This is a genomic window from Micromonospora yasonensis, from assembly GCF_026013475.1.
Lineage (GTDB): Bacteria > Actinomycetota > Actinomycetes > Mycobacteriales > Micromonosporaceae > Micromonospora > Micromonospora yasonensis.
The window spans coordinates 14,555-39,503 of record NZ_JAPDPH010000047.1 but is presented as its reverse complement, the minus strand read 5'-3'; the positions used below and the strand labels follow the sequence as shown (position 1 = coordinate 39,503).

The 24,949-nt window shown below is 72.5% G+C and carries 31 protein-coding genes; 13 read left to right on the top strand and 18 right to left on the bottom strand.

The features are described from left to right. The first annotated feature begins 172 nt into the window (after positions 1 to 172). Together ONA70_RS12970 and ONA70_RS12965 are read left to right on the top strand one after the other, a co-directional pair. On the top strand, positions 173 to 1,459 hold the full coding sequence (locus ONA70_RS12970) for a hypothetical protein (protein WP_265006649.1): 1,287 nt from the start codon (positions 173 to 175) through the stop codon (positions 1,457 to 1,459). 52 nt (positions 1,460 to 1,511) lie between these two features. Then, positions 1,512 to 2,054 (top strand): GNAT family N-acetyltransferase, encoded by a 543-nt coding sequence (locus ONA70_RS12965; protein WP_265006648.1) that lies wholly within the window; start codon positions 1,512 to 1,514, stop codon positions 2,052 to 2,054. Positions 2,055 to 2,060: 6 nt separating this feature from the next. Here the strand turns inward: ONA70_RS12965 and ONA70_RS12960 are convergent, their stop codons facing one another. After that, a complete protein-coding gene (locus ONA70_RS12960; RefSeq protein WP_265006647.1) occupies positions 2,061 to 2,666 on the bottom strand; it encodes a maltokinase N-terminal cap-like domain-containing protein in 606 nt (201 codons plus the stop codon). A 62-nt stretch (positions 2,667 to 2,728) separates the two neighbouring features. Here ONA70_RS12960 and ONA70_RS12955 point away from each other — a divergent pair, with 62 nt between their 5' ends. The 3 genes from ONA70_RS12955 to ONA70_RS12945 all read left to right on the top strand — a co-directional run bounded on the left by ONA70_RS12955 (position 2,729) and on the right by ONA70_RS12945 (position 5,313). Then, complete coding sequence (locus ONA70_RS12955) at positions 2,729 to 3,139, top strand: type II toxin-antitoxin system Phd/YefM family antitoxin (RefSeq protein ID WP_265006646.1); 411 nt, start codon at positions 2,729 to 2,731, stop codon at positions 3,137 to 3,139. 90 nt (positions 3,140 to 3,229) lie between these two features. Then, complete coding sequence (locus ONA70_RS12950) at positions 3,230 to 4,336, top strand: transporter substrate-binding domain-containing protein (RefSeq protein ID WP_265006645.1); 1,107 nt, start codon at positions 3,230 to 3,232, stop codon at positions 4,334 to 4,336. Continuing rightward, positions 4,243 to 5,313, top strand: a complete 1,071-nt coding sequence (locus tag ONA70_RS12945; RefSeq protein ID WP_265006644.1) for a hypothetical protein — start codon at positions 4,243 to 4,245, stop codon at positions 5,311 to 5,313. The genes ONA70_RS12950 and ONA70_RS12945 overlap by 94 nt, the downstream gene beginning before the upstream one ends. 58 nt (positions 5,314 to 5,371) lie before the next feature. Here ONA70_RS12945 and pgi read toward each other — a convergent pair whose 3' ends face one another. Continuing rightward, positions 5,372 to 7,006: a glucose-6-phosphate isomerase gene (pgi, locus tag ONA70_RS12940; RefSeq protein WP_265006651.1), complete on the bottom strand. Its 1,635-nt coding sequence runs from the start codon at positions 7,004 to 7,006 to the stop codon at positions 5,372 to 5,374. A 277-nt stretch (positions 7,007 to 7,283) separates the two neighbouring features. Here pgi and ONA70_RS12935 point away from each other — a divergent pair, with 277 nt between their 5' ends. Together ONA70_RS12935 and ONA70_RS12930 are read left to right on the top strand one after the other, a co-directional pair. Continuing rightward, positions 7,284 to 8,333: an aldo/keto reductase gene (locus ONA70_RS12935; protein ID WP_265006643.1), complete on the top strand. Its 1,050-nt coding sequence runs from the start codon at positions 7,284 to 7,286 to the stop codon at positions 8,331 to 8,333. A gap of 64 nt (positions 8,334 to 8,397) precedes the next feature. Further along, a complete protein-coding gene (locus ONA70_RS12930) occupies positions 8,398 to 8,937 on the top strand; it encodes an RNA 2'-phosphotransferase (RefSeq protein ID WP_265006642.1) in 540 nt (179 codons plus the stop codon). A 38-nt stretch (positions 8,938 to 8,975) separates the two neighbouring features. Here the strand turns inward: ONA70_RS12930 and ONA70_RS12925 are convergent, their stop codons facing one another. The 8 genes from ONA70_RS12925 to ONA70_RS12890 form a co-directional block, all read right to left on the bottom strand. Continuing rightward, positions 8,976 to 9,491 carry an NUDIX domain-containing protein gene (locus tag ONA70_RS12925; protein WP_265006641.1) on the bottom strand — a complete coding sequence of 172 codons (516 nt, stop codon included), beginning with the start codon at positions 9,489 to 9,491 and terminating at the stop codon, positions 8,976 to 8,978. A 34-nt stretch (positions 9,492 to 9,525) separates the two neighbouring features. After that, on the bottom strand, positions 9,526 to 10,107 hold the full coding sequence (locus tag ONA70_RS12920) for an NADAR family protein (RefSeq protein WP_265006640.1): 582 nt from the start codon (positions 10,105 to 10,107) through the stop codon (positions 9,526 to 9,528). A gap of 81 nt (positions 10,108 to 10,188) precedes the next feature. Continuing rightward, positions 10,189 to 10,830, bottom strand: a complete 642-nt coding sequence (locus ONA70_RS12915) for an SRPBCC family protein (protein ID WP_265006639.1) — start codon at positions 10,828 to 10,830, stop codon at positions 10,189 to 10,191. Further along, positions 10,827 to 11,189 carry an ArsR/SmtB family transcription factor gene (locus ONA70_RS12910; RefSeq protein WP_265006638.1) on the bottom strand — a complete coding sequence of 121 codons (363 nt, stop codon included), beginning with the start codon at positions 11,187 to 11,189 and terminating at the stop codon, positions 10,827 to 10,829. The genes ONA70_RS12915 and ONA70_RS12910 overlap by 4 nt, the downstream gene beginning before the upstream one ends. A gap of 155 nt (positions 11,190 to 11,344) precedes the next feature. Further along, positions 11,345 to 12,019, bottom strand: a complete 675-nt coding sequence (locus ONA70_RS12905; protein ID WP_265006637.1) for a peptidoglycan recognition protein family protein — start codon at positions 12,017 to 12,019, stop codon at positions 11,345 to 11,347. A 119-nt stretch (positions 12,020 to 12,138) separates the two neighbouring features. Next, positions 12,139 to 12,885 (bottom strand): lysozyme, encoded by a 747-nt coding sequence (locus ONA70_RS12900; protein WP_265006636.1) that lies wholly within the window; start codon positions 12,883 to 12,885, stop codon positions 12,139 to 12,141. 435 nt (positions 12,886 to 13,320) lie between these two features. After that, a complete protein-coding gene (locus tag ONA70_RS12895; RefSeq protein ID WP_265006635.1) occupies positions 13,321 to 14,304 on the bottom strand; it encodes a hypothetical protein in 984 nt (327 codons plus the stop codon). A gap of 361 nt (positions 14,305 to 14,665) precedes the next feature. Further along, positions 14,666 to 15,169 carry a DUF4263 domain-containing protein gene (locus tag ONA70_RS12890; RefSeq protein WP_265006634.1) on the bottom strand — a complete coding sequence of 168 codons (504 nt, stop codon included), beginning with the start codon at positions 15,167 to 15,169 and terminating at the stop codon, positions 14,666 to 14,668. 116 nt (positions 15,170 to 15,285) lie between these two features. On the opposite strand from ONA70_RS12890, the gene ONA70_RS12885 reads away from it, so the two are divergent. Further along, positions 15,286 to 16,131: a hypothetical protein gene (locus tag ONA70_RS12885; RefSeq protein ID WP_265006633.1), complete on the top strand. Its 846-nt coding sequence runs from the start codon at positions 15,286 to 15,288 to the stop codon at positions 16,129 to 16,131. 13 nt (positions 16,132 to 16,144) lie between these two features. Here ONA70_RS12885 and ONA70_RS12880 read toward each other — a convergent pair whose 3' ends face one another. Both ONA70_RS12880 and ONA70_RS12875 read right to left on the bottom strand, forming a co-directional pair. Further along, a complete protein-coding gene (locus ONA70_RS12880) occupies positions 16,145 to 16,480 on the bottom strand; it encodes a hypothetical protein (protein ID WP_265006632.1) in 336 nt (111 codons plus the stop codon). 2 nt (positions 16,481 to 16,482) lie between these two features. Then, positions 16,483 to 16,761 carry a DivIVA domain-containing protein gene (locus ONA70_RS12875; RefSeq protein ID WP_265006631.1) on the bottom strand — a complete coding sequence of 93 codons (279 nt, stop codon included), beginning with the start codon at positions 16,759 to 16,761 and terminating at the stop codon, positions 16,483 to 16,485. 312 nt (positions 16,762 to 17,073) lie between these two features. Here ONA70_RS12875 and ONA70_RS12870 point away from each other — a divergent pair, with 312 nt between their 5' ends. From ONA70_RS12870 to ONA70_RS12855, 4 genes are all read left to right on the top strand, one after another. Beyond that, positions 17,074 to 17,313 (top strand): winged helix-turn-helix domain-containing protein, encoded by a 240-nt coding sequence (locus ONA70_RS12870; protein ID WP_265006630.1) that lies wholly within the window; start codon positions 17,074 to 17,076, stop codon positions 17,311 to 17,313. A 72-nt stretch (positions 17,314 to 17,385) separates the two neighbouring features. Further along, positions 17,386 to 18,318, top strand: coding sequence for an HNH endonuclease (locus ONA70_RS12865; RefSeq protein WP_265006629.1), 933 nt, complete (start codon positions 17,386 to 17,388; stop codon positions 18,316 to 18,318). 283 nt (positions 18,319 to 18,601) lie between these two features. After that, a complete protein-coding gene (locus ONA70_RS12860) occupies positions 18,602 to 19,054 on the top strand; it encodes a ribonuclease domain-containing protein (protein ID WP_265006628.1) in 453 nt (150 codons plus the stop codon). 63 nt (positions 19,055 to 19,117) lie between these two features. Beyond that, positions 19,118 to 19,549: a barstar family protein gene (locus ONA70_RS12855; RefSeq protein WP_265006627.1), complete on the top strand. Its 432-nt coding sequence runs from the start codon at positions 19,118 to 19,120 to the stop codon at positions 19,547 to 19,549. Positions 19,550 to 19,572: 23 nt separating this feature from the next. Here ONA70_RS12855 and ONA70_RS12850 read toward each other — a convergent pair whose 3' ends face one another. Continuing rightward, positions 19,573 to 20,289: an HD domain-containing protein gene (locus tag ONA70_RS12850; RefSeq protein WP_265006626.1), complete on the bottom strand. Its 717-nt coding sequence runs from the start codon at positions 20,287 to 20,289 to the stop codon at positions 19,573 to 19,575. Between the two features lie 60 nt (positions 20,290 to 20,349). After that, positions 20,350 to 20,826, bottom strand: a complete 477-nt coding sequence (locus ONA70_RS12845) for an ATP-binding protein (protein ID WP_265006625.1) — start codon at positions 20,824 to 20,826, stop codon at positions 20,350 to 20,352. A gap of 157 nt (positions 20,827 to 20,983) precedes the next feature. On the opposite strand from ONA70_RS12845, the gene ONA70_RS12840 reads away from it, so the two are divergent. After that, positions 20,984 to 21,616 carry a DedA family protein gene (locus ONA70_RS12840; protein ID WP_265006624.1) on the top strand — a complete coding sequence of 211 codons (633 nt, stop codon included), beginning with the start codon at positions 20,984 to 20,986 and terminating at the stop codon, positions 21,614 to 21,616. A 56-nt stretch (positions 21,617 to 21,672) separates the two neighbouring features. Here ONA70_RS12840 and ONA70_RS12835 read toward each other — a convergent pair whose 3' ends face one another. From ONA70_RS12835 to ONA70_RS12820, 4 genes are all read right to left on the bottom strand, one after another. Then, entirely contained in the window at positions 21,673 to 22,680 is a 1,008-nt protein-coding gene (locus tag ONA70_RS12835; protein WP_265006623.1) for a LacI family DNA-binding transcriptional regulator, read from the bottom strand. Between the two features lie 83 nt (positions 22,681 to 22,763). Continuing rightward, positions 22,764 to 23,534 (bottom strand): hypothetical protein, encoded by a 771-nt coding sequence (locus ONA70_RS12830; protein ID WP_265006622.1) that lies wholly within the window; start codon positions 23,532 to 23,534, stop codon positions 22,764 to 22,766. Positions 23,535 to 23,552: 18 nt separating this feature from the next. Then, on the bottom strand, positions 23,553 to 24,029 hold the full coding sequence (locus ONA70_RS12825; protein ID WP_265006621.1) for a hypothetical protein: 477 nt from the start codon (positions 24,027 to 24,029) through the stop codon (positions 23,553 to 23,555). Further along, positions 24,026 to 24,949, bottom strand: a complete 924-nt coding sequence (locus ONA70_RS12820) for a carbohydrate-binding protein (protein ID WP_265006620.1) — start codon at positions 24,947 to 24,949, stop codon at positions 24,026 to 24,028. The genes ONA70_RS12825 and ONA70_RS12820 overlap by 4 nt, the downstream gene beginning before the upstream one ends.

Below are 24,949 nucleotides of genomic sequence, written 5' to 3'. Positions count from 1 at the left end.
CCGACCCCCTCCCGCCCACCCCCCCCCCCCCCCCCCCCCCCCAATGTGCCGATTGCGGCAGCGCCCTTACCCGTCCCGCCGGCCGACTCACCCGCCGGACCCGACTCGAAGGGATGAATCGGCTCGGCCACACCGGGAGGTGTGGACCGGGACGAACCGGGAATACGGGCCGGTGCGTCGCGGGACGATCGGTGAGGGCGGGATGGTGGACGAGCGGGTGGCCGACCCGGTGGGTGGCCCCGCCGCGCCGCGCTGGGCCGGCCGGCTGCGGTCGGCGGCCCGTAACCTGGCGGCGCGGGTCCCCGCGCCGTGGGGCTACGTGCTGGCCGTCTTCGTCGGCGGCAAGCTCGTCCTCACCCTGGTCGGCGTGCTCGTGCTGGCCGCCTGGGACGGGGTGCCCGGCGCGCCGCCGGCCGCCGAGGCGCTGATGCGCGACCAGCAGGAGGCCGTCTCGCCGCACCGCTGGTTCTCGCTCTGGTTCGCCTGGGACTCCTTCCTCTACGACCACCTGGCCCGGCTGCCGTTGGACCGGCCCTGGCGGGACTTCGGCTTCCCGCTGCTCTACCCGTTCCTGGCCCGGCCGCTCGCGCCGCTGCTCGGCGGGCACACCGCCTGGGCGCTGCTGCTGGTCAGCAACGTCGCGCTGGTGTTCCAGCTCTACTACGCCTACCGGCTCGGCGGCCGGCTGCTCGGCGTGGACGGCGACGACCCGGCGGGCGGACGCCGGTTCACCCGCTATCTCCTCCTGCTGCCGACCGCGTTCCTGTTCCAGGCGGCGCTGACCGAGTCGCTCTTCGTCTGCCTCGCCCTGGCCGCCTTCTGGTACGCCGAGCAGCGCCGCTGGCTGGTGGTCGGGATCGTCGGCTACTTCCTGGCGCTGAGCCGCTCGGTCGGTTTCCTGGTGGTGCTCCCGCTCGCCCTGGTGCTGCTGCGCCAGCACGGCTGGCGGTTCACGCCGCGCGCCCTGCCGCGCTACCTGCGGTTGGGCTGGCCGCTGCTGCTCGTCCCGGCTGGCTGGGGGACCTTCATGGCGTTCTGTCGCTGGCAGAGCGGCGACTGGTTCGCCTACCAGCACGCCCAGGAGCGGGGCTGGGGGATCCGGGTGCAGAACCCGGTGCCGGTGGCCTGGCACGGGCTGACCGACGGCAACCCGGCCGACGCGTTCCGGGTCTGGATCGCGGTGGCGATGCTGGTGGTCGCGCTGGTCGGCCTGCGTCGGTCGCGGCTGCTGCCGTACCTGGTCTACACGTTGATCGTGGTGCTGGTGCCGCTGTCCATGGGTACGCCCGTCTACAAGAGCCTGCTGCGCTACCTGCTCGCCGCGTTCCCGGTCGCCCTGGTGCTCGCCCGCTGGGCCCACCGGCCGCCCGTCGACGCCTGGCTGGTGGCCGGGTTGGCGCTGCTGCAGGGCGTGCTGTTCGCGGTCTGGCTGACCTACTGGACGCACTTCGTCATCTGAGCCGCGCCGGCCGTCAAGATCCGCGGCACCGCGGCCTGCTAGGTTCCCTCCCGTGTTCTCCCTCCCGCTGACCGACGACGCCGAGCTGCGGCCACTCGAGCCGTGGCACTCCGACGAGTTCCTCGCCAACCTCGACCGGTGCCGGGAGCACATCTCCCCCTGGGTGGGCGCGTCCTTCGTGGCCACCGACGCCGAGTCCGCCCGCAAGGTGCTGCAGAACTACGCCGACCGGTGGGCGCGCGACGACGGCGGCATCTGGGGCATCTGGCAGCGCGGCACCCTGGTCGGCGGGGTGTTGTTCGTCTCCCTCAACACCACCACCGGCGTCTGCGAGGCGGGCTGCTGGCTGGAGCAGGCGGCTGAGGGCCGGGGCCTGGTCACCCGCGCCGCCCGCGTGATCATCGACTGGGCGATCCGGGAGCGCGGCATCCACCGCGTGGAGTGGGTGACCAAGGCCGGCAACGAGCGCAGCATCGCGGTCGCGCGGCGGCTGGGCATGAGCCGCGACGGCGTCCTGCGCGCGGCCGTCCCGACGCCGACAGGCCGGGCCGACATGGAGGTCTGGTCGGTGCTGGCCCCGGAGTGGCAGGCCTGACGCCGGCTACCCGGACCGCTCGGCGTCGGCCGCCGGCCGCAGCACGGCGAGGCACCCGCTCACCGGCGTGGACTCCGGGCCGTCCGGGTGCCAGGTGCCGGTCACCACGCCGAGCGCGCCGCCCTCGACCAGCTCCGTGCCGGGGGTGAGCACCCGGCGCAGCGCGATCCGGACCGACTCCGGCGCGAGCGGGCCCGGCGAGAGCCGCCTTCCGCGTGCCTCGGCCGGGCCAACCCCGGGTTTCCCACTGGGCTCCGAGACGTCCTCGGTCGCCACCAGCCGCAGCAACTCCGCGATCCACACCGGGTCGGCGGTGGCGTCGTGGATCCACCGGGTGCCCAGGACGCTGTGCTCGGCGGTGGCCACCAGCGCCGCGTCGTCGTACGGCGCGTCCCGGTAGGTCAGCGGTACCTGGTACAGCGTGGCTCCGTCGCGCAGCAGGTGGGTCTCCACCCCCACCGCCCCGGCCGGGTCCGCGAACCGGAAGTAGCCCACCGGCGTGAGCTGCGGGACAGCGGTGCCCCGGAACCACGGCTGCCGGGCCACCCAGCCGGGCAGGAAGTCACGGAAGTGCGGCGTCAACGTCGCGCCGCGATGGATGATGATCGCCACCGGGCGACCCTATCCCGGCCACGCGGCGCAGTTTTGTCGTACCCGGACGTGAACATGTGTCCATGGCTGCCCCCGCACTGGCCGACCGGTCCCCCCAGCCGCGCGCCCTGCCGCTGCGCGAGGTCCGCACCCGGCTCACCCAGCTCGTCGCCCTCGCCGAGCTGACCGACACCATCACCGTCGTCACCCGCGACGGCGACCCCCGCCCGATCGCCGCGATCGTGCCCGCCCCCGCCGCCCGGACGGCCGCACAGGCCCGGGCCGACGCCGAGCGGATCGCCGAGATCAGCGCCGGCTGGTCCCGCCGGCTGGAGGAGCTGCACCGGCAGAGCAGCCGGCGGCACGCGGCCGAGCGGCGCGCGCTCACCGACGCCCTCGCCGAGGTCTGGGCCGAGCTGGACCGCCGGGCCCCCGTCGGCGATCCGACCCTCGCCCGGCTCCGCGCCGCCCACGCCGACCTGCTGCGCGACTGACCCCCCTGACGCCCGCCCACCGGCCCGCCGGCCGGCTGTACCCGATCCCCCACAATGGACTGCGCATCGGGCGACGACGGGAGGGTGGACGTGAGTCAGATCAGCGAACCGGGCGTCGAGAGTCCCGAGCCGGTCGTCACCCCGCGCGGGGTCTCCCGGTTCCGGCAGCTGCGGTTGTCGGCCCTGCTGGTGGTGCTGGTGGTGCTGGCCGCCGCGGTGGTCGGCGTGGTCACCGCCACCGGGCCGCCCACCCTTGCCGAGCTGCGCAGCCAGGCCGGCCTGGACGGCAAGCAGGAGCTGCTGATCGGGGTCAAGGACGACCAGCCCGGCGTCTCGCAGCTGATGGAGGACGGCAGCTACCGCGGCTTCGACATCGACATCGCGTACATGATCGCGAGTGACCTGGGGTTCAAGCGCCGGCAGGTGCGGTTCCTGTCGATGGAGAGCGAGGACCGGGCCCGCCGGCAGGCCAACGACGGGAAGACGTTCGTCACCGTCGACCTGGTCATCGCCTCCTACAGCATCACGCAGCAGCGACGGGAACAGGGCGTCGTCTTCTCCGAGCCCTACCTCACGACCGAACAGTCGGTGCTGACCCTGCGCGGCTACCCCGGCCGGGTCGACGGGCTGGGCGACCTGCGCGGCCGCCGGGTCTGCACGCTGGCCACGTCCACGTCCGAGCAGCGGCTGCGGGCGTACGGGGCCGAGGCCAGCGGCAAGAACCGGATCAGCGAGTGCGTGCAGGAGCTGTACGACGGCACCGTCGACGCGGTGACCACGGACGCGGCCATCCTCGCCGGTTTCGTGGCGCCGCCGGCGCCGGACGCCCGACCGAAGAACCCGCTGCACGGCGTGAAGCCGCTGCGGCACTGGGACATCGGCGAGGATCTGGAGGAGCAGTGGGGGGTGAACACCGGCCCGAACCGCGCGATGAAGGAGCTGGTGGACTTCTCCCTCTACCAGGCGGCCACCCGTCCGGGGCGCGACGCGTGGGACGCGGCCTTCGAGGCCAACCTGGCCCGGGAGCAGCCTGCCAACGGGCCTCAGCAGGTGGCGGTGGGGCAGCAGCCGCAGTGTCGGAAGGTGAAGGTACGCCAGTGGCCGTGGGAGTCGATGGTCCTCGTCCCCTCGGATCCCGCCCGTCGGGCGGCCCGCCGCGCCGCCCGGGCGCGCGGCAGGGGCAGCAGTGGCTGCTGACGCTGCTGCCGGCGTTCCCGGTCCTCCTGCTGGTGCTGCGGCTGTGGCAGCTCAGCCGGCAGGACATGCCGACCATGCTGTTGCTGGTGCAGTACGTCACCCCGCTCGGCCTGCTCAGCGCGCTGCTCATCGCGCTGGTCTGGGCGTTCCCGCTGGTAGTTCTCGGCACCGCCGTGCTCGGCTCGGTGCTGCGGGTCAGCGCCCCGGCGCGGTTCGACCCGGACCGCTCGCTGCTGGCGTACGCCACCGCGCGTACTCCCGGCTGGGTGCTCGCGGCGGCGTCGGTGCTGGCGGCGCTCACCTGGCAGATGCGGTTCCTGCCCGCGCTGCTGATGATCGTGCTCTGGCTGATCGGGCTGCGCGTCCGGCACCGGTACCCGGACCGGGCGGACCTGCTGCTCGGCCTCGGTCTCGTGCTGCCGCTGCTGGTCGGCCTGGCCGCGTACGTCTGGCTGGCCCCGGCGATCGTCGCCGCGCTGCGGCACGGTGAGCTGGCCACCGCGGCGCTGCTGGGCGTGCCGCCGGCGGCGGCCGTGGTGCTGACCGGGCCGATCCCGCGCCGGTCCGCGCCGCTGCTGACCCAGCTCGCGTCCTACGTGGTGGCCGCGGTCGTACCGCTGGTGACCGGCACCGTGTTCCTGCGGGTGCCGCTGCTGCCCTCGGTGGCCGTCGAGGTCGGGCCCCCGCCGCCGGCCGCTGCCGTGGAGGTGGTGCCCGGCCAGGCGATCACCGTGACCGATCGGATGACCATCCTGCTGGACCAGCGTGGCCGGGTGCGGTTCGTGCCCAACGAGCAGGTACGCGCGCAGCTCCTCTGCCCCGGCCCGGAACGGCTGCCGGTCAGCGGGGTCACCGTGCACGGCTGGCCGGTCGAGCAGACCGCGCTGGACTGGATGATGCCCCGGCAACGGCCCGAGCCGGTCGACGGCCGCTGCTCCGGCCGCCTGGAGGCGCCGCCGGCCGGGGCCGGCGGCTGAGCGGCGGAGGGGCCGGGACGCGGCCCCCGGTCGGTCGCCCGGGGGCCGCCGGCGGGCGTCAGTCGCGGCCGCGCTGGGCGCGGTAGCGGCGGATCAGGGCGGCGGTGGAGGAGTCCACGTCGCCCAGGTCCGGCGCGCTCCCGGTCAGCTTCGGCGCGAGCTGGTTGGCCATCACCTTGCCCAGCTCCACGCCCCACTGGTCGAACGCGTTGATGTCCCAGACCGCGGCCTCGGTGAAGACGATGTGCTCGTAGAGGGCGATCAGCTGGCCGAGCGTGGCCGGGGTCAGCTTCGGCGCGATGATCGAGGTGCTCGGGTGGTTGCCCGGCATCACCCGGTGCGGCACCACGGGCGCCGCCGTGCCCTCCGCCTCGACCTGCTCCTTCGTCCGCCCGAACGCCAGCGCGGCGGTCTGCGCGAAGAAGTTGGACATGAACAGGTCGTGCATGTCGCCGAGGTCGTGGTTGGGCTGGCTGAACGCGATGAAGTCCGCCGGGATCAGCCGCGTCCCCTGGTGGATCAGCTGATAGAAGGCGTGCTGGCCGTTGGTGCCCGGCTCACCCCAGAAGATCTCCCCGGTCGGGTACGTCACCGGCGTGCCGTCGCGGGTCACCGACTTGCCGTTGCTCTCCATGGTGAGCTGCTGCAGGTACGCCGGGAACCGGTGCAGGTACTGGGCGTACGGCAGCACCGCGTGCGTCTCGGCGTCGAGGAAGTCGGTGTACCAGACGTTGAGCAGGCCCAGCAGGGCCGGCACGTTCCGTTCGACCGGCGCGCTGCGGAAGTGCTCGTCTACGGCGTGGTAGCCGGCGAGCATCTCCCGGAACCGGTCCGGGCCGATGGCCAGCATCACCGACAGGCCGACCGCGGAGGGTAACGAGTACCGGCCGCCCACCCAGTCCCAGAAGCCGAACATGTTCGCCGGGTCGATGCCGAAGTCGCGGACCCGCTGCTCGTTGGTGCTGACCGCGACGAAGTGCCGGGCGACGGCCGACTCGTCGGCGTCCAGCCCGGCGAGCAGCCAACGCCGCGCCTGGTTGGCGTTGGCCAGGGTCTCCTGCGTGGAGAAGGTCTTGGAGACCACGACGAACAGGGTGCTGGCCGGGTCCAGGTCCGTGGTCTTGTCGTGGATGTCGGTCGGGTCGATGTTGGACACGTACCGGCAGGTGATCCCGGCGTCCCGGTACGCCTTGAGCGCCTCGTACGCCATCACCGGTCCGAGGTCGGAGCCGCCGATGCCGATGTTGACCACGGTGCTGATCCGCTCGCCGGTGTGGCCCCGCCAGGTGCCCGAGCGGACCCGGTCGGCGAAGGCGGACATCCGGTCCAGCACGGCGTGCACGTCGGCGACCACGTCCTGCCCGTCGACCATCAGCGAGGCGTCGCGCGGCAGGCGCAGCGCGGTGTGCAGGACGGCGCGGTCCTCGGTGGAGTTGATGTGCTCCCCGGCGAACATGGCGGCGATCCGGTCGCTCAGCCGGACCCGCCCGGCGAGCGTGGTGAGCAGGGCCATGGTCTCGTCGGTGACCAGGTTCTTGCTGTAGTCCACGTGCAGGTCGGCGACCTCGCCGGTGAGCCGCTCACCCCGCTGCCCGTCGGCGGCGAACAGTTCCCGCAGGTGCGTGCCGCGCATCGCCTCGGCGTGCTTGCGCAGCGCCTGCCATTCGTCCGTGGTGGTGACGTCCACAGCCATCGGGTCGATCTTCTCCTTCACGACGGGTCTGCCAGCGGGCCGTCGTCGCCCCGCTGCCGGCGACTCCACCAGCCTGCCACCCGGGACGGGCACGCGCGACGCGACCCGAGATCGCCCACCCCTTGGACGTGGGCCTCCGGGCGCGACACGCCGGTCGGGCTCTCGGCCGACACGCCGGCCGAGTGGCCACCGGTTGACTTCGAGCGCACTCGAATTCCTAGCGTTGCGGGACCGGCCGCCGCCCGGTCAGCGCGGCGTCATCCCAGGGAGTATCCGCATGCGCTACCGCGTCCTCGGCGGCACCGGCATCGAGGTGAGCGTCCACTGTCTCGGCACCATGATGTTCGGCGCGGTCGGCAACCCCGACCACGACGACTGCGTACGCATCGTGCACGCCGCCCTCGACCGGGGCGTGAACTTCGTGGACACCGCCGACATGTACTCCGCCGGCGAGTCGGAGGTCATCGTCGGCAAGGCGCTGAAGGGCCGGCGCGACGACGTGGTCCTGGCCACGAAGGTGCACTTCCCGATGGGGGAGGGGCCGAACCGGGGCGGCAACTCGCGGCGCTGGATCGTCCGGGAGGTCGAGGAGAGCCTGCGCCGCCTCGGCACCGACTGGATCGACCTCTACCAGGTGCACCGCCCGGACCACACCACGGACGTCGAGGAGACGCTGGGCGCGCTGACCGACCTGGTCCGGGCCGGCAAGATCCGCGCCTTCGGCTGTTCCACCTTCCCCGCCGAGGAGATCGTCGAGTCGCACCACGTCGCGGAACGGCGGGCGCTCGGCCGGTTCCGGACCGAGCAGCCGCCGTACTCGATCCTGGCCCGGGGCGTCGAGACCGCGGTGCTTCCGGTCTGCCAGCGGTACGGCATGGGCGTCCTGGTCTGGAGCCCGCTGGCCTCCGGATTCCTCTCCGGGCGGTACCGGCAGGGCCGGGCGGTCGATCTCACCACCGGGCGGCCGGCCCTCACCCCGGCCCGGTTCGACCCGGCGCTGCCCGGCAACACCGCCAAGTACGCCGCCGTGGAGGCACTGGTCGCGCTCGCCGACGAGGTGGGCTGCACCCTTCCGGAACTGGCCGTCGCGTTCACCGTGGCGCACCCCGCGGTCGCCTCGGCGATCATCGGTCCGCGCACCATGGCGCAGCTGGACGGTCTGCTCGGTGGCGCGTCGCTCACCCTGGAGGACGCGGTGCTCGACCGGATCGACGAGATCGTCCCGCCCGGGGCCAACCTCTACCAGCCGGACGGGGCCTGGGCCCCGCCCGTGCTCACCGACCCGGCGCGCAGGCGACGGCCGCTCGCGGACCGGGCAGCCGCCTGAGCAGGGGCTTCCTGCGGCGGCGCGGGGAGTCAGCGCTTGCCCGTCGGTCGGTCACACTGGCGGCGTGGATCATCGTGACCTGGTCCGGGTGAGCAAGCGGATGTCCCTGGCGTTGCGGCACCGACCGGACCGGTTCGGGCTGACGCTCGACCGGGCCGGCTGGGTGCCGGTCGCCGACCTGCTCGCCGCGCTCCGGATCAGCCGCGCCGACCTCGACGCCGCGGTCGCCGGGAACGACAAACAGCGCTTCGCCGTGACGCGCGGCGCCGACGGCGTCGACCGGATCCGGGCCAGCCAGGGGCACTCCGTGCCGGTCGACCTCGGCCTGGCCCCGACCGCCCCGCCCGAGCTGCTCTTCCACGGCACCAGCGACAGCGTGCTGCCGGCGATCCGGGTCGAGGGGCTGCGCCCGGGCCGCCGGCACCACGTGCACCTGTCGCCGGACGTGGCGACCGCCCGCCGGATCGGGGCCCGCCGGGCCGGCACGGTGGTGATCCTCACCGTGGAGGCCGCCGCGATGGCCGAGAACGGGTTCGTCTTCTACCGCAGCGAAAACGGCGTCTGGCTCACCGACACCGTCCCGCCCGCCTACCTCCGCCCCTGATTCCACCGGCGGGTCAGCCGGCGATGACCGGCGTCGGCTCAGCCCGCGCGCTCGGCGCTGAGGAAATCGGCCAGCACCCGGGTGTGCGTGGAGAAGGCCAGCTCGGCCGGCTCGGTGAGGACCAGCCACTCGGTGGCCTCCTCGGTCGGCGCGGACGGCGGCAGATCGCCCAGCGCCCGCTCGGGCAGCACACCGAAGACCATCATGGTGCCGCCGGCCGGCGCGCCGTGCACCGCGAACAGCCGCGCCTCGTCGGCCTCGGCCAGCAGGCCGGTCTCCTCGCGCAGCTCCCGGACCAGCGCCTCGGACCACTCCTCGCCGTACTCGACGAAGCCGCCGGGGAGGGCGAGCTCGCCGCGAGCCGGCTCGATGTCCCGGCGGACCACCACCACGCCGAGGCCGGCCGGCGTCCGGACCGGCAGCACGGCCACCGCGACGGGCAGCGGGTTGCGCCACACCGTCTCGCCGCAGCCCGCGCAGATCCTGGGCCAGCCGGCGCCCGCCGGGTAGGCCACGCCGCAGTAGGAGCAGTGCGAGTACGGTGCGCTGGTCACGCCGCTGCACGTTACCCGCCCGACGCGCCGCCCGTCAGCCGTCGCCCCCGCTCACGCCCCGGCGCTCCTCGTGCAGGGCGTCGCGGGCGTCCATCAGGGCGAAGCCGAGCAGGTTCTCGCCCCGCCACCGTCCCGGGTCACTCGCCCGCGGGTCGTCGGCGGCCAGGCCGATGCCCCAGATGCGGTCCACCGGGCTCGCCTCCACCAGCACCCGGTCCCCGGTGCCCAGCAGGAACCGTTTCAGCCCCTCGTGCTGGCCGAACTTGGCCACGCTGCCGGCCACCACGATCTCGTAGCGGCGGGCCACCCAGGTTTCCTCGTCGAAGCCGCGCACCTGCCGGCCCAGGGACTTGACCTGGTGCGGGTGGGCGGTGGCGAGGATCCGGCCGGCCACGTCGTTGTCGCCGAACAGCACAGCCTTGTGCCACATCATCCAGTGTTCGGCGGTGGCGTACGTCCGGCCGTCGACGGCGAACGGCGCCGGCCACCACTGGCTCAGGCAGCCGGCGCCGATGCTGCCGTCACGCTGCGGACGATGCCCCCAGAAGTGCAGGTACTTCACCCGCTGTCCGGAGCGGACGGCGCCGCGCAACTCGGCGACGGATCGGATCGGCATGATCGACAGTGTGCCGGAGGGTACCGATACTGTGCCGCCGCGTTTCCCGGCCCTCTGTACGAGCGGCAACGCGGCACCGAGTCACGGCGTGGGGATGCCGGTGTAGAACGTAGTGACCCGGTCACCGGCGGCACGGGCCTCGTCTGCCGGGGTGCCGGCGGCCACGCTGGCCTCGGTCCAGCGCCCGCTGGCCTCCGTCATGAAGCGGCGGCCCTCATCGGAGCCGGCCCAGGCGGCGGCCGCCGCCGGGTCGACCCCGCTGCCGTCGGCGGCGAGGTGGGAGGCGAGGCCGAGCAGGGCGAGATCCCAGCCGATGCCGACCGCACCCGGCCCGTACTCGGCCCAACGCTGGTCGTCGACGTGCGCCACGTGCTCCAGCTCGAACCGGGTACGCCCGGCGCCGGCCTCGCTGAGCCGCACCTCGATCCAGCTCACCTCCCCGCCGAACTCCCAGGTGGCGGCGAAGCTGTGCGGCGGGTCGCACCGCTCGACCGTGCCGCTGGCGTTGCCCTCCAGCTGGTAGCGCCCGCCGACTCTCAGCTCACCCGAGACGGGCAGGAACCAGCGCGGGATCCGCTCGGCGTTGGTGCAGGCGTCCCAGACGTCCTGCACCGGCGCGTCGTACGTCTGGCTGATGGTCAGCACGCGGGCCTGGCCGGCGGGCAGCGTACGGCTGCCGATCCGGCGCTCGACGGCGCTGATCTGTCCGGTCACATTGATCATGGCGTGGTCCTCTCGTCTGTGGTGTCCTCGCGCAGCCGCCGTTCCCGCCGGCCGCGGGCCAGTTCGGTGGCGAGCGCCGACAGCGGCGGTGTCCAGAACCGACGAAAGCCGGCCAGCCACTCGTCGACCTGCCGCAGCGGCTCCGGGTCCACCGCGTAGAGGCGGCGGGTGCCCTCGGGCCGCACGGTGGTGAAACCGTGCTCCCGCAGTACCTTGAGGTGCTGCGACACGGCTGGCTGGCTGATCCCGAACTCCCGCTGGACGGTCGCGCCGAGCGTGCCGGCGGTCTGCTCGCCCTCGGCCAGCAGCTCCAGGATCCGGCGGCGGACCGGGTCCCCGAGGACGTCGAAGGCGTGCACCTGCCCTTTGTATCAGATGCAGCTTATATAAGCGAGCACTGTCGGTGGCGGCGTGCCGGGCACCCTCCGACGCCGAAGATCCCGCTCGATCCAGGATCGAGCGGGATCTTCGGGTGGGGTGAGTCGCGCCGGCGGGCGGGGCGTCCCGCCGCCGGTCAGCCGCCGAGCCGCGCGGCGACGGTGCTGCGCAGCTCGGGCAGCCGGTCGTGCAGCAGCCCGGGGCACTGGGTGCTGTTGAAGTCCTTGTGCCCGTAGATCTCGCTGGCCGGGATGCCGTACTGCTGGCAGGTGAACGCGCAGAACCAGACCAGGCTGTCCCATTGCGCCTGCGGCGGCTGCACGTTGAGGTAGGTGCCGTCGTTCTCGATGCCGATGGCCTGGCTGTTCTGCCCGACGCAGTGCGCGCCCTGGACCATGGTCTGCCCGTGCAACAGGGCGTACAGGCTGCCGTGCCGGCCCTCGGTCAGGTAGCCGCCGCGGCTGTTGGTGAAGTGCTGCCCGGAGTCGAGCCAGCCGTTGGTGTCCATGTGCAGGTTCTGAATGTCGCGCGAGTTCTGGTAGGCGTAGGCGAGGCTGTAGTCGGTGGTGTTCGCGAACGCCGTGTGGTGGATGATGATCTTGTTGGGGCGGCTCTGCACCACGGTCACGGCGGACTTGGGCGGGCGGGCGCTCCAGGTGGCGCAGTTGGCGATCACCGGCTGGTCGACCGGGGTGGCGACGGCCCGCGCGCCGCGGTCGTCGCCGAACTGGGTCAGCGCGGTCGTGCCGGCGGCGGCGCCGAGCAGGACCGCGCCGCGCAGCACGGCCCGTCGGGGGACGGGGACGGACATCGGGGCCTCCTCAGGGGTACGGACGCCGCCGGTGGCGGGCGGCTGCTCCGGGCCGCGGCGTGGCGTCAGAGACGCCGAGCCGGAGTGGCCGGAACGAGCAGCCCGCCACCGGAACGGGATCAGCAGGGTCCGTTGCAGGCCAGCACCTTGAGCCGGTCCAGGGTGCCGTTCCAGACGTTCTGGTCACCGGGGAAGGTGCCGGAGGAGGCCCACTGCCAGAACGAGTACGTCGGCCAGCCGGCCGGCAGGGTGCCGACGGTGCTGGCGTAGCGCGCGATCCAGAGCGGGTTGTTGGCGGCGAACTGCGAGGTGTTGCCGGTGCAGGTGGTCCACCAGTCGGTGGTGGTGTAGATGGTGGCCCACCGGCCGGTGCGGGCGTAGTACTGGTTGACGAACGAGGCGATCCAGCTACGCATCGAAGCCTGGCTCAGCCCGTAGCAGGTCGAGCCGTACGGGTTGTACTCGATGTCGAGCGCGCCCGGCAGGGTCTTGCCGTCCTTGGACCAGCCGCCGCCGTGGTCGACGAAGTAGTTGGCCTGGGTGGCGCCGCTGGACACGTCCGGCCGGGCGAAGTGGTACGACCCGCGGATCATGCCGACGTTGTAGGAGCCGTTGTACTGCTGGGCGAAGTACGGGTTGGTGTAGCCGGTGCCCTCGGTGGCCTTGACGTACGCGAAGCGGGCGCCGTTGTTCCAGGCGGCGGACCAGTTCACGTTGCCCTGCCAGCTGGAGACGTCCATGCCGGGCAGGCCGGCCGGCGCGGCGCTGGCGGGCGTCGCTCCGACCAGGGCCGAGGCGGCCATCGCGACGGTGGTGAGCAGGGCGACGCCGGCCGTACGCAGCGCCGATCGCAGGGGACGGGGCATGTTTCCTCCCTGGGGGTTGCCGCCTTCCGGCGGCGGGAGTCTGACGAAAGGAACTGCCAGTATTACGACACACACCGGAGAAATCTTGCAATAGATACATGGAAGTTTTTCTCTGCGATGGGAATGGTGTTGCCCCTGGCCCGGCGCGGCCGGCACCATCGCGTACCCGCGCGGTCGCCGTCCTGGTCCGCGTCCTCGGCGACATCGACCTCGCCGAGGGGCGTACCAGGCGGCGATCGACCACACCGGCAACGCCGCCGAGCGGGCGTGTCTGCGCCGGGCCCGGGATCTGCTGGGGAGCGCCCCCGGCGGCCCTGCCGCGCAGGCCGGGGCGCCGGGGACGGCAGTGTGGTGGTCTCGGTGATCCAGGGGGTCACCTGGTCCGACTACCTCAAGCGCAACCAGACCAGCACCAACAACTGCAGATCCGCCGGTTCAGTGGTCGGGCGGCCCGGGGTGCTCCGGGTCGCCCGACGCCTTCTCGCCGGGCTGCGCCGGCGCCGAACGCGGCCCGGGCGCGGAACGCGGTGGTCGCGGGGCGGGCGGCGGCAGGAGGGGTTCGAGCGGGGTGAACTGCTCCACCGGGGAGTCCGGCCGGGGAACCCGCCAGCCCGGCCCACTCCGCCCACCCGGCCCGCGCGACTCACCGCCGGCTCCGGCCTCCCGCTGGTGCGGCGGACGCTCGTTCCGGTCGGATGTCGACGGCGCGTCCTGGTCCGCCGGCCCGCGCCGGTTCCGTTCCTCCTCGTACTCCGCGCGCCGCCGGTCGAGGTCGCGCTCGCACTCCAGCGCGATGCGCCGGTCCCAGTACGGCTGGAGCAGCCGGCGGACCCGCTCGTCGAGGTGCACCGACACGTCCAGCTCGCAGGTGAACGCGACCTCGCCCCGCTCGTACCGCCACGGGGGCGCGTCGTCGCCGGTCAACGCCTCGTACAGGGCGTTCTCCACCTCTCGCGGGCGGTGCGGCGGCGTCTCCCGGGCGCACCTGGCGGCGATGCGCCGCAGCCGCTGGGTGGCCAGCGGCTGGAAGTAGTCGACGTACCAGCCGAACAGTTCCGGCCGCACCGCATCGGAGGACCAGGTGAAGGTGGCCCGGACCACGAAGCCGTATACCTGGCCCTGCGCCGGCACCAGCAGGGCCGGGGGAACCCGCCGGTCGACGATCGTCACGGCGGGCTGCGGCTCGTCCGACCAGCGAAACTGATCCAGCAGGGGGCGGACCTTCGGCCACCACTCGTTCGCGCGCTCCCGCGCCTGGTCGCGTAGCCTCGCCGCGTGGTCGCGCCAGCGGCTGCGCCAGCGGCCGGCCGGCCGCGCACCCCGCGACGGGTCGGGTATCGCAGTGCCGCCGAGGCCGGCCGGCTCGCCGGCGTCATCCGTCCGGCCGGCTCCGGTGCCGTCGTCGGACGTCCCGGTCATCGCACCCCTCCCGTGGTCGGAGCAGCCTTCCCTCCCGAGGCATCGCCGGTGGTACGTCGGGCGGCCCGGGGTGGTCGGGTGAGGGGTGTGCGAATCCCCGCCGGCCTCCGGCGGCGATCCGTCGTTCCACGCTAACAAGGCGGCAGGGTGGCCGGCGTCAGCCGCGCGGGCGGCACAGCACAGCCTGGCAAGCCGGGGTGCGGGCGGAGTGGGCCTAGGATCTCCGTCATGCAGGAAGCCCGGTGGACGACAACGAGTGGATCTCGCTGCCGGACGCCTGGGTCCTCAACGCCCACCCGAGCGCCGTCAGCGCGTGAAGCCTGGCGAGGTAGGCTCGCTCCTCGGCACGCAGTAGCGGCGGTCAGTTCAGGCTCAGCGCTCTAGTCGCTCCATCAAGCAACTGCTTGTATGTGATCACTTCGACGCGGGCGAGATGACTGCCGTATGTGCGTAGGGCTTCGTTGATCTTCTCCTCCTGAATTCCTGCTTGAAAGTCGGGATGTCCGATGATTACGGTTGCGGCAGCTCGTCGGACGTCGATGCCGTGCTGGTCGAGGATGCGGATGCGGTCCTCGTCGAGTGCAACAAGGTAGTTCATGACTTGCCCCACCGCGCGGTGTACTTGCCCGTTCGGGATCACGTTCCCCCGCTGCTTAGTACGCCCGGCGTTTGGACCGGAGCGGAAGGTGCCGTCATAGCCGGCCTGGATGCCCGTACCGGCCAGCTCGATGTCGAAGACCTGCGCGGCGATGAACTCGCCGATGTCGCCTGGGCGGGCCGACCGTCCGGTGAGTGCCGCGATCCGGACGTCCAGGTCGTCGCGTGCCTGTAGCAATGCAGCCAACTGGTGCAGCGTCTCGGTCATGAGGTTGATTCTTGGCTCTGGGCACTGGCCTCACCAGTGACGCATCGCTAACTTTTCGTCATGGCGACCTCCGTACGGCAGCGTGGTGCGTCGGCCTCGGCAGAGGGGCCGCCGGCATGATCGTCACCAGCAACACCGTTGCCGCCGCCACTCGTATTGACCAACTTGGCCAATACATGCACGAGCACGTCCTGTCCCCGTCCGGGACATGCGTCTGCCCGAGGCTGGGCAGCTGTCGACAGAGCGCCCTGGGTGGTCAAGGCAGGGCTCCGCGCCCCGATGCGGCGTTCGCCGCTGGGCAGTTGTCGCATGTGGGCCACCACTACGACCTGATGCTTGACTTGGTGCCGATGCGGACCCTGGTCATCGCGATGGAGACCGGACGCGCACGCGAAAGCGTGACGCTGAAGGAGCGGCACGCCGAGGTGATGAAATCCGCGAGCCTGGCGTTCACCGCGCGGAACCCGCACATGCGTGGAGTCACCAGCGCCTTGCGGCTCGCCGTCGGCCGCGATCCCGGAGCCGATCGCGACGGTGAACATCTCCGCTTCGAGAGCACGGGTACCCGGGTGCACCTCTTCGACGCCTATGCCATGGCCAACATGCGGTTGTGCTCTGCGGTGGTCAGCGGCACGAGCAGGTCGCTGGGCAATGCGACGATGAGCCGGAACTGCTCGCCTCACATGGCCGCCACCATCAAGGTCCTCGAGCCGACCCTCTGCATTGTCCAGGGCGTCCCGGTCTACACGGCGCTCACCGCACTGATGAGTCGTCGTCGGCAGATCGCACCGCACCTGGAGCAGGCACGAATCGCCGGCATCGACACGCTCGTTGCCGCGTTTACTCATCCGTCGGCGATGAGGAAGGCCGACCACTGGGGGCGACTGACCAGCGCGCCGTACCTGTACGAGACGGTCGTGCCGACGCTGAGGACCGCGTACCGGTGGCTCAGGGAGAGATGAGGACACCGCTGCGTCACCGCGCCTCAGCCCGCGTACGCACCCCCGAGCCGTCGCGAGCTGCTCTCCCGTCACCCTGGTCACGTCGGGAAGCATGGGGGCGGGTGGCTCGGGAGCGGCTCGGGGATGGAACGGTGGCGGCGCGGCGGAGGCCGGCGATCTGGACGAAGATCTTGCGGCGCTCGACCGCCTGGCCGCGCCGGTCGATGACGTAGCCGGTCAGCCAGACCCAACCGGTGTACGTCAGCTCGGGACCGACCGACACGACCCGGAGGGTCAGGGCGCGGTCGCCGGCGAACTGCACCGAGGCTCGGCCGTCGATCCGCAGCAGATCACCTGGTTGCGGCTGCACCGCTACCAGTGACCCTCGTTCGGTGGCCGGCACTCGCGGGCGTGCATGGTCTGCCAGTCCCGCAGGGCCCGCTTGAGCCGGTCGTTCTCCTCGGTGAGCAGGCGTACCCGCCGGTGGAGGTCGGTCAGCTCGTCGGCGACCAGGGCCTGGAACTCGTGTACCTGATCAGCGTCGACGCCCCGGCGGCGCGGGGCGAACGTGCGGGTCCGCACCTCGTGCGGGGTCAACCGGGCCGGCTGGCCGGTCCCGTAGAGCTGGCCGGATCGATACACCTGGGTCACGTCGGTCCTTTCCGGGGCAGGCGGAAGCGCGGAGGGTCGGTGCGGTGGGTCTGGAAGGGCGGGCCGTCCACACGCCGGCCGCGGACGACCCGCCCGCCCCGCCGCCGCAGCTCTGTTCAGCGGTACGACAGCAGAGCAGCCCGGTGGGTCGGGACGGGCACGCGCACCCGCCCCGACCAGGGGGATGAGCCGAACTCGGTGCCACGCGAGGACGGGCTCCGCTTCAACATATCTAGACATGTCAGATGAGTCAACGCTGCTTGTTAGGCGCGTCGCGGTGTGATCGAATCGGATCGCCACGCGAGGAGTGCCATGCGAGAAGTGCCGGATTACTGGCGCATCGCCGACGATGTGATCGCCGACGTCAGGTCCAACAAGTTGAAGCCGGGGGACAAGCTGCCCTCGATTGCCGAGCTGCGCGATCGCTACGACGTCAGCCACGGAACCGTGCAGATGGCCTATGCCAGGCTGGAAGCGCTGCGGGTGATCCGACGCCAGCAGGGCAAGGGCGTCTTCGTGACCGATCCAAAGGCCTGGATGCGGGAGCCCTGAGGTTTCTGGCCTTCAGAAGGGCTGACCTTTCGGGGGTGGTGCGGAGATCGGGTCGGGTGCACGCTGATGGGCGTGAAGACCTTCGTCGGCGTGACGGACCAAAACTGGTACCGGTTTCTGGCTGAACGCCCCGGCCTGACGGAGGTCAACTTCTGGCGACCGTCCGGTGGTGGCTTTCGTGCTCTCACACCCGGTGAACCCTTCTTCTTCAAGGCGCACTACCCCCTCAACCGGATAGTCGGAGGAGGCTTTTTCAGCGGCTTCACGCAGTTGCGGATCTCTGAGGCGTGGGAACTGTTCGGTGAGGCCAACGGCGTCGCGAGCCTGGACGAGATGCGCCGCAGCGTCGGGCGGTACCGTAACCAGCCGATCGGACTTGACGAAGATCCGACCATCGGCTGCATCTTCGTCCGGGACGGCGTCTTCTTCCCCGATGACTCGACGGCGGATCCGCCCCCGGGCTTCGCGTCCAACGTGGTGCAGGGAAAGACGTACGAGCTTGCCGATCCGGCGGTGGCTGGGTACTTCGATCTTCTCCTGCACCGTCTCCTGGGTGTCACGGTCGACCTGGATGTCAGCGAGCCCTGGCATCGACCCGGGCCGGTGTACGGTGACGCCCGCCTGGTGCCGCAGCGCCTTGGCCAGCAGTCGTTCAAAGCGGTGGTCCTCGGTGCCTATGGGCGGCGGTGTGCTATTACCGGGAACAAGGTTCGGCCGGTATTGCAGGCGGCCCACATCCGACCGCTTCCGCATGGCGGCGAGCACCGCATCGACAACGGCCTCCTGCTCAAGTCGGACGTCCACATCCTCTTCGACCGCGGATACCTAGGCGTGGACCCGAAATACCGACTGCTGGTCAGCCCTCGGCTGCGTAGCGAATTCGGCAACGGCGACCAGTTTTACGCCAGAGCTGGCATGCCGATCGTCGTGCCGGAGCGGCGGGATGAGAGGCCCAACGCCGAGTTCCTCGAGTGGCACTTGGACACTGTCTTCAAAGCTGCCTGACCTTCGTGCCTACCGCTGTGCCGGATCCCAACAAGCGGCCATAGGTATCGAGACGGCACTATCTATGGAACCGGCGCGGCAGATCGCCCCCAGCCGACCAGTGGGACCGCGCCGAGCCGCGCCACCCGCACCCCTTGTCGGGTGGCTCATCCAGCGTTCATCCGGCATTTGGAAACGGTTTCCGCCGAGGGCTTGTCCGTCCGAGAGGATCACCGCCAGACTGGGGCCCGACCGGCAAAACGATGTCGATCGATGTCTAGTCGCCCCAGACCGGGAGGACCCCATGACCACGCCCGCGACCCCGCTCCGCGCCACCGGCGCCCGCGTACGCCGCGTCCTCGGCGCCCTCGCCCTGCTCACGGCTATGGTCGCCACCGGGCTCGTCGGCCCGTCGGTGGTGTCGCCGACGCTCGCCGAGCCGGCCCACGCCGCCGTCTACAGCTCCTGCACGATGACCCGCTGCACGGACGCCCGGACCGCGCGCTCGGGCTGGTCCGCCAAGGGCTTCCCGACCACCCGCGGCTGGTACTCGTGGAGCGGCGGGCTGTGCAACTTCGCCGGCGGCCGGTTCTACAACTACGAGGGCCAGCTCCCCACCAACGCCACCTACTACGAGTACGACGTCTACCCGCGCGCCTGCGGCGCGCCCCGGGACGCCTACCGGATCGTGGTGAACAAGAGCACCGGGGCGACCTGGTTCTCGCCCGATCACTACGCGAACTTCTACCTGCTCTGACATCGTGTCGGGAGGTCGGGTCGCACTGCCGGCCCGACCGGCCCGACGGGAAAGGATGAACAAATGGCCGCAGCGCAGCCGCACCTGCCGGCCTGGCTGGCCTTCGACGGCGCGCCGGACGCCGAGCCGGGCGGGACCGCCATCGGCGGGGCGAGCGCCCGTACCCGGGACGACCTCTTCGACGCGCTGACCACGGCTCTGGCCCTGCCGGAGCACTTCGGCCGCAACTGGGACGCGCTCGCCGACGTGCTGGCCGACCGACTCGACGCGGGCCCGCTCACCCTGGTCGTCCGGGACGCCGGTGACCTGCTGGCCGACGAGCCGCCCGCGCAGTTCGGCACCCTGCTCGACGTACTGGGCGGGGTCGCCGCCGGCGGGCGCCACTCGCTGCGGGTGCTGCTGCACGACCGGGCCGACCGGCTGCCCGCGCTGCGCCACCGGATCGCCGCCGCCCTGGGCGGCCACGTCGGCGTCCCACCCGCCGACCCCCGCTGAGTGCCCCACCCGCCGCCGCCTGATCAGGTGGCGTGGTCGAGGATGGCGCTGAAGCGTTCCTCGGCGAGGTCGAGCTGGGCGAAGATGTGCCGCTTCACCGCGGTTGACAGCGGGGTGTCTGGTCGCGCGATCAGGTCCCGGAAGACCGGTACCAGCGGCCGGTACTTGGCCGCCGATCGGGCCACCTTCGGCCCGATCGTGTGGATCACGCCGACGCCGTTGTCGGTGAAGTCAGACACCTTGATCACCCGGGCCCACGGCTCCCGGTCCAGGCTGGCCGCCACGTGCTCGCGGTACTGGACGTGCTTGTCGCGCCCCGGGTCGTACGCCGGGTTGGTCACCGCGCCGACCAGCCGGGCGACCCGTGGGCCGAACCGGTCGGCGAGCGCCGCGAGGGCCGCCGCCGTCGGATCGGTGGTGTCCGCGCCGGCCAGCTCCGCCGGGTGGTCCTCCACCGCGTCGTGCAGCAGGCCCGCGACGATCACGTCCACGTCCCGCACCTGGTAGTGGTGCATCATCCGGATCGCCACCCGGAGCAGGTGGTTGAGGTACGGCTCGCGCACCCGCCGGTCGTCGCGGTGCAGCTCGGCGGCCAGGTCGAGGGCCGCGGTGAGCCGGTTCCGGGCGGCCTCGTCGAACGCCTCGATCTCGAGGCGGAACCGGGCCAGCAGGCCCGGCTCGCCGTGGATCTCGGTGATCGCGTGCATCGGCATGGTGGCGAGGTACGCGGGGAACTCCATGGTCCACTTATAGCGGATCTTCATTACGGGTGGGGACGGCCGTCGGCCACCCGACGATCGTCAGCGGTGGCCGGAAAGCCGCTTGACCAGGCGTACCGTCGTCCCCTGGGGGGTGCCGACGATGGTCGCCTCGTCCATCACCCGTGCCATGATCAGCCGGCCCCGGCCCCGGTCGGTGCCGGCCCCGCCGTCCACCTCGCGCCAGCTGCCGTGGTCGCGTACCTCGATCTCCAGCCGGTCGGCGCGCAGCTCGGCGCGCAGCGTGGTGATCCCGGCGGGGGCGAAGCGGTAGCCGTGCTCGATGGCGTTGGCGCAGGCCTCCCCGGTGGCGATGAGCACCGTCTCGACGTCCCACTCGGCCACGCCCAGGGCGTGCAGCCAGCCGCGCAGCCGCTCCCGGGTGGGGGCGAGCTGCCCCGGGTCGGCCGGCAGGTCGATGGTGAGGACCCGGCCGGTCCCGGCGGCTGTCCCACCCTCCACGTCCGGTCCCCCGTCCCGTGCACGTTCCCGGGCCTGGACGCTCGCTGGCGCGGTCACCGCCCGGTTCTCACCCTATTGTTCTCGACGGGGGTCGGGACCACTCTCCGACCCGGCGGCGTCCCCGTCAAGCCGGACGCTCGGTACCGCTGCCCGGATGCCGTGGCCCGTCCTGGGACAGCGGGCGGACATGCGGTCCACGAGTGACAATCGGCGGATGGACCGGGTGCTGAACCTGCTGGTGGCGCTGCCGCCCGCCCTGGTCCTGGCCCTGGTCTTCCTGCTGCCGGCGCTGGAGGCGTCGACCTTCCTCGGCCTGCTGGTGCCCGGCGAGGTGGCGGTGCTGGTCGGCGGGGTGCTCGCCCACGAGGGGCGGCTGCCGCTGTGGGCGGTGATCGTGGCGGCGGTCGCCGGGGCGGCCCTCGGCGACCAGATCGGCTATCTGGTCGGCCGCCGGTACGGCCACCGGCTGCTGGCGCGCATACCTCGCCGGTTCGCCCGCGCCGGCGAGGTGCGCCGAGCGCTGGACCTGATCCGCCGCCGGGGTGCGGCGGCGGTGGTGTTCGGCCGGTGGGCGGCGGCGCTGCGCGCGCTGGTGCCCGGGCTGGCCGGGATGAGTGGCATCCCGCGCGGCGTGTTCACCGTGGCGAACGTGGCCGGTGGCGGGCTCTGGGCGGTCACCGTGGCCGTGCTCGGCTACCTGGCCGGTGCGTCGTACCGGCTGTTGGAGCGGCGGCTCGGCTGGGTGGGCGAGGCGGTGCTTGGCCTGGTGCTGCTGCTGGTGGCGGTGCGGGTGCTCCGCGCCCGCCGGGCCGCCCGGCGGGCGCGGGAAGCGGCCGGGCGGTCCTGACCGACCGGGCCGTCCGCCGGCCCCCGGCCGTCCGGTGGGTGGCTGGTGCGGGCCGCTCAGGCCGGGGCGGGGCCGAGGCTGTCCCGGTGGACCAGCTCGGCGGGGAGGGTTTCCACCCGGTCCCGGTCCTCGGCCGGGTCCAGCGCCAGGGTCATCGCCCGGGCGCCCAACGCGGCCAGGGGCAGCCGGACCGTGGTCAGTGCCGGGGTCACGTCGGCGGCGATCGGCATGTCGTCGAAGCCGACCACGGAGACCTCGACCGGCACCCGCGTCCCGCGCTCGCGCAGCACGCCCAGGGCACCGACGGCCATCGCGTCGTTGAGCGCCACGACGGCGGTCAGTCCCGGTACGGCGTCCAGCAGTTCCGCCGTGGCCTGGGCGCCGCCGTCGCGGGTGAAGTCGGCGTACCGGATCCGCTGCGGCGGCAGCGGCCCGGCCAGTCCCTCGCGGAGGCCGGCGAGCCGGTCGCTGGTGGTGGTGAGCGTCGCCGGGCCGGAGACGACGCCGACCGTCCGGTGACCGAGCCGGCGCAGCTCCGCGCCGAGCAGCCGGGCGCCGTCGGCGTTGGCCGGCAGCACGGCGTCGCCCTGGTGCCGGTGCCGGCCGATCACCGACACCCGCCCGCCGGTGGCCGCGTACGCGGTGAGCCGCTCGTCCAGCAGCGCGTTGACCCCGTCGTCGTGGTAGCCCGAGCCGGCCAGCACGATCGCCGCCACCTGTTGCGCCCGGAGCAGGTCGACGTACTCCAGTTCCCGATCCGGGTCCCGGTAGCTGTTGCAGATGATGACCAGCCGGCCCCGCTCGGTGGCGACCCGTTGCAGTCCCCGGGTGACCTCCGCGAAGTACGGGTCGGAGACGTCGTGCACGATCACCCCGACCACGCTGCGCTGCGGCCGGGCCAGCAGTTGCGCGTGCGCGTTCGGGACGTAGCGCAGCTCGGCGACGGCCTTGAGCACCCGCTCGCGGAGCGCCTCCGCGACCGGCTTGCTGCTGCCGTTGATGACCCGCGACGCGGTCGCGGGGGAGACGCCCGCCCGGCGGGCGACGTCGGCCAACGTCGCCATCCGACCCCCTTGCTCAGCTCGGTCGCCGAGAGGCTACCGCAGCACCGCCGGGAAAGCCCTTGCCTGATCGGCGGACGTCGCGGTCAGCCGGTGCGGGCGGTGGGGCGGGAGGTGGTGGCGGTGCTGCGGACGGCCTTGACGATGGCGGGGACGGAGCCGATCAGCAGGACCACGGCCCAGATGAGCGCCACCACGGCGAAGACCAGCGCCCCGATGTCGTCGGTGATGCTGACCAGGATCCCCGGCACCAGCCGGTGCAGGAACTCCAGCACCACGGTGCAGAGCAGCGTGGTCAGCGCCAGCAGCACCAGGCCCTTGTTCTGCACGAAGCGCGGCTGGGCGAGCAGCAGCAGGCCGCCCCAGAGCAGCTTGAGCAGCAGCACCAGGCCGAGCAGCGCGGACGCCTCGCCGACCGGGAAGAACCCCCACAGCGCCAGGTAGGCGAGGGTGCCGAACGGCGCGGCCAGGAACAGCGAGACCATGATGGTCAGCTCGACGAAGGTGACGATCAGCAGCACGAACGACACGATCAGCAGCACGATCGAGAAGACCAGGGTGGCCGCGCCCTGGATCCGGCCCTGGATCCGGTCCGGCACCACCAGGCTCAGGCTGAACAGGCCGGTGGTCCACAGCGCCACCACGTCGATCAGCGCCAACTGGCCGGTGCCCCGGCCGGACGGTTGGGTGACCGCGCCGACCTCGCCCGGCTCGACGCCGAGCCGGCCGGCACTGTCCCGCAGCGCGCCACCGGCGTCGCCGCCGCCGGTGAGCAGCGCCGATCCCAGCTCCAGACCGACCACCAGGGCCACCGCGAGCAGCGCCAGCAGCAGGAACGGTTTGCGTAGCTCACCCATGGCGTACCTCCCCGCCGGTCAGGACCGGGCGACGGTGACCGTGCATCCGCCACCTCCCGGGCAGCCGAGGACGACATCGGTCTCCCGGTCGACGGCCACCTTCGCCACCGCCGTACCGTCGTCGCCGGGTGTCACCTCGTCGTGGACGGTGACCGCCGCGTCGCGCGGCGCCGGCGCGGTCACCTCGAAGGGCGCCCCGCTGCGCAGCACCAGGGTGCGCAGACCGCCCGGGTCGGCGACCCGCAGCACGCAACCGGTGCTGAAGGTGACCACCGTGCCCTCGACGGACGCGCTGGGTTGCGGGGCGGGTGGCGCGCAGCGGACCGCCACGTCGCCCGGGTCGACCACGCTGTTGCCGCCGCCGAGCCGGCTCAGCCAGCCGGGCCGGGCCGCCGGGTTGCCGCGGTCGTGCCGGCCCCCGCCGACGGCCACCAGGTAGAGCACCACCAGCAGCCCGGCCAGCGCCGCCAGCAGCAGCTTCTGCCGTCCGCTCACGGTGTCAGCACCTGGGTGAAGCGGAGCTGGTCCACGCCGGCGAAGTAGCGGTCGGTGCCCTGCGTCTTGCTCACCGCGACCAGGGTCACCTGGTGTGCGCCCTTGCTCAGGGTCACCGTGCCGACGTCGACCCAGTCGGTCTTCACCACCGTGGGGGTGAAGCCGAAGAAGGTGTCGCCGACCTGCCGGCCGTCGATCAGGAAGATGGTGTTGGCGTAGTCGAACGACGTGGTGCGCACGGTCGCGAAGCGCCAGGTCCCGTCGGCCGGGAGGTCGACGGTGACGGTGACCCGGTCGCCGACCGATCGGCCCAGGAAGAACAGTTGCGCGTCGCCGGACCAGGTGACCAGGCAGCAGTTCTTCTGTTCGAGCACCTGCGCCGCGACCGGACCGGTCGACTGGACCGTCGCGCCCGGCACCAGGCTCTCCGCCTCCAGGGTCACCACCCGCGCCTGCGGCGGGGGCGGTGGCGGGTCGTCGCCGCGGGTCACGAGGAAGACGACCACCCCGGCCACCACCAGCACCAGCGCCGCCGCGGCCGCGATCCACGGCCACGGCTTGCGCTTGACGACCACGGCCGCCTTCACGTCGTACGTCACCCGGCCGCTGGAGCGGGAGCTCTCCTCCGGCGCGGTGTTCGCCGAGTACGCGAACCCGGTCATGTCGTAGCGCCGGGGCGGGGTGCCGGGCGGCACGGTGAGGCGGACCAGGAAGGACACCGAACCCTGACCGGGCACCACGCGCTGCGGTTCGGCGACGGTGAACCAGCCGCGCTGGGTACCCTCGCCCGGCGCCACGTCGAAGACCACGGTGTCCGGCGCCGCACCCGGGTTGGAGACGGTGAAGGTCAGCTCGCCGCTGTTGCGCGCGTCGAGGGTGAACTGCTCGGCGGCGGCGACAACGGCCCATTCGGTGGTCAT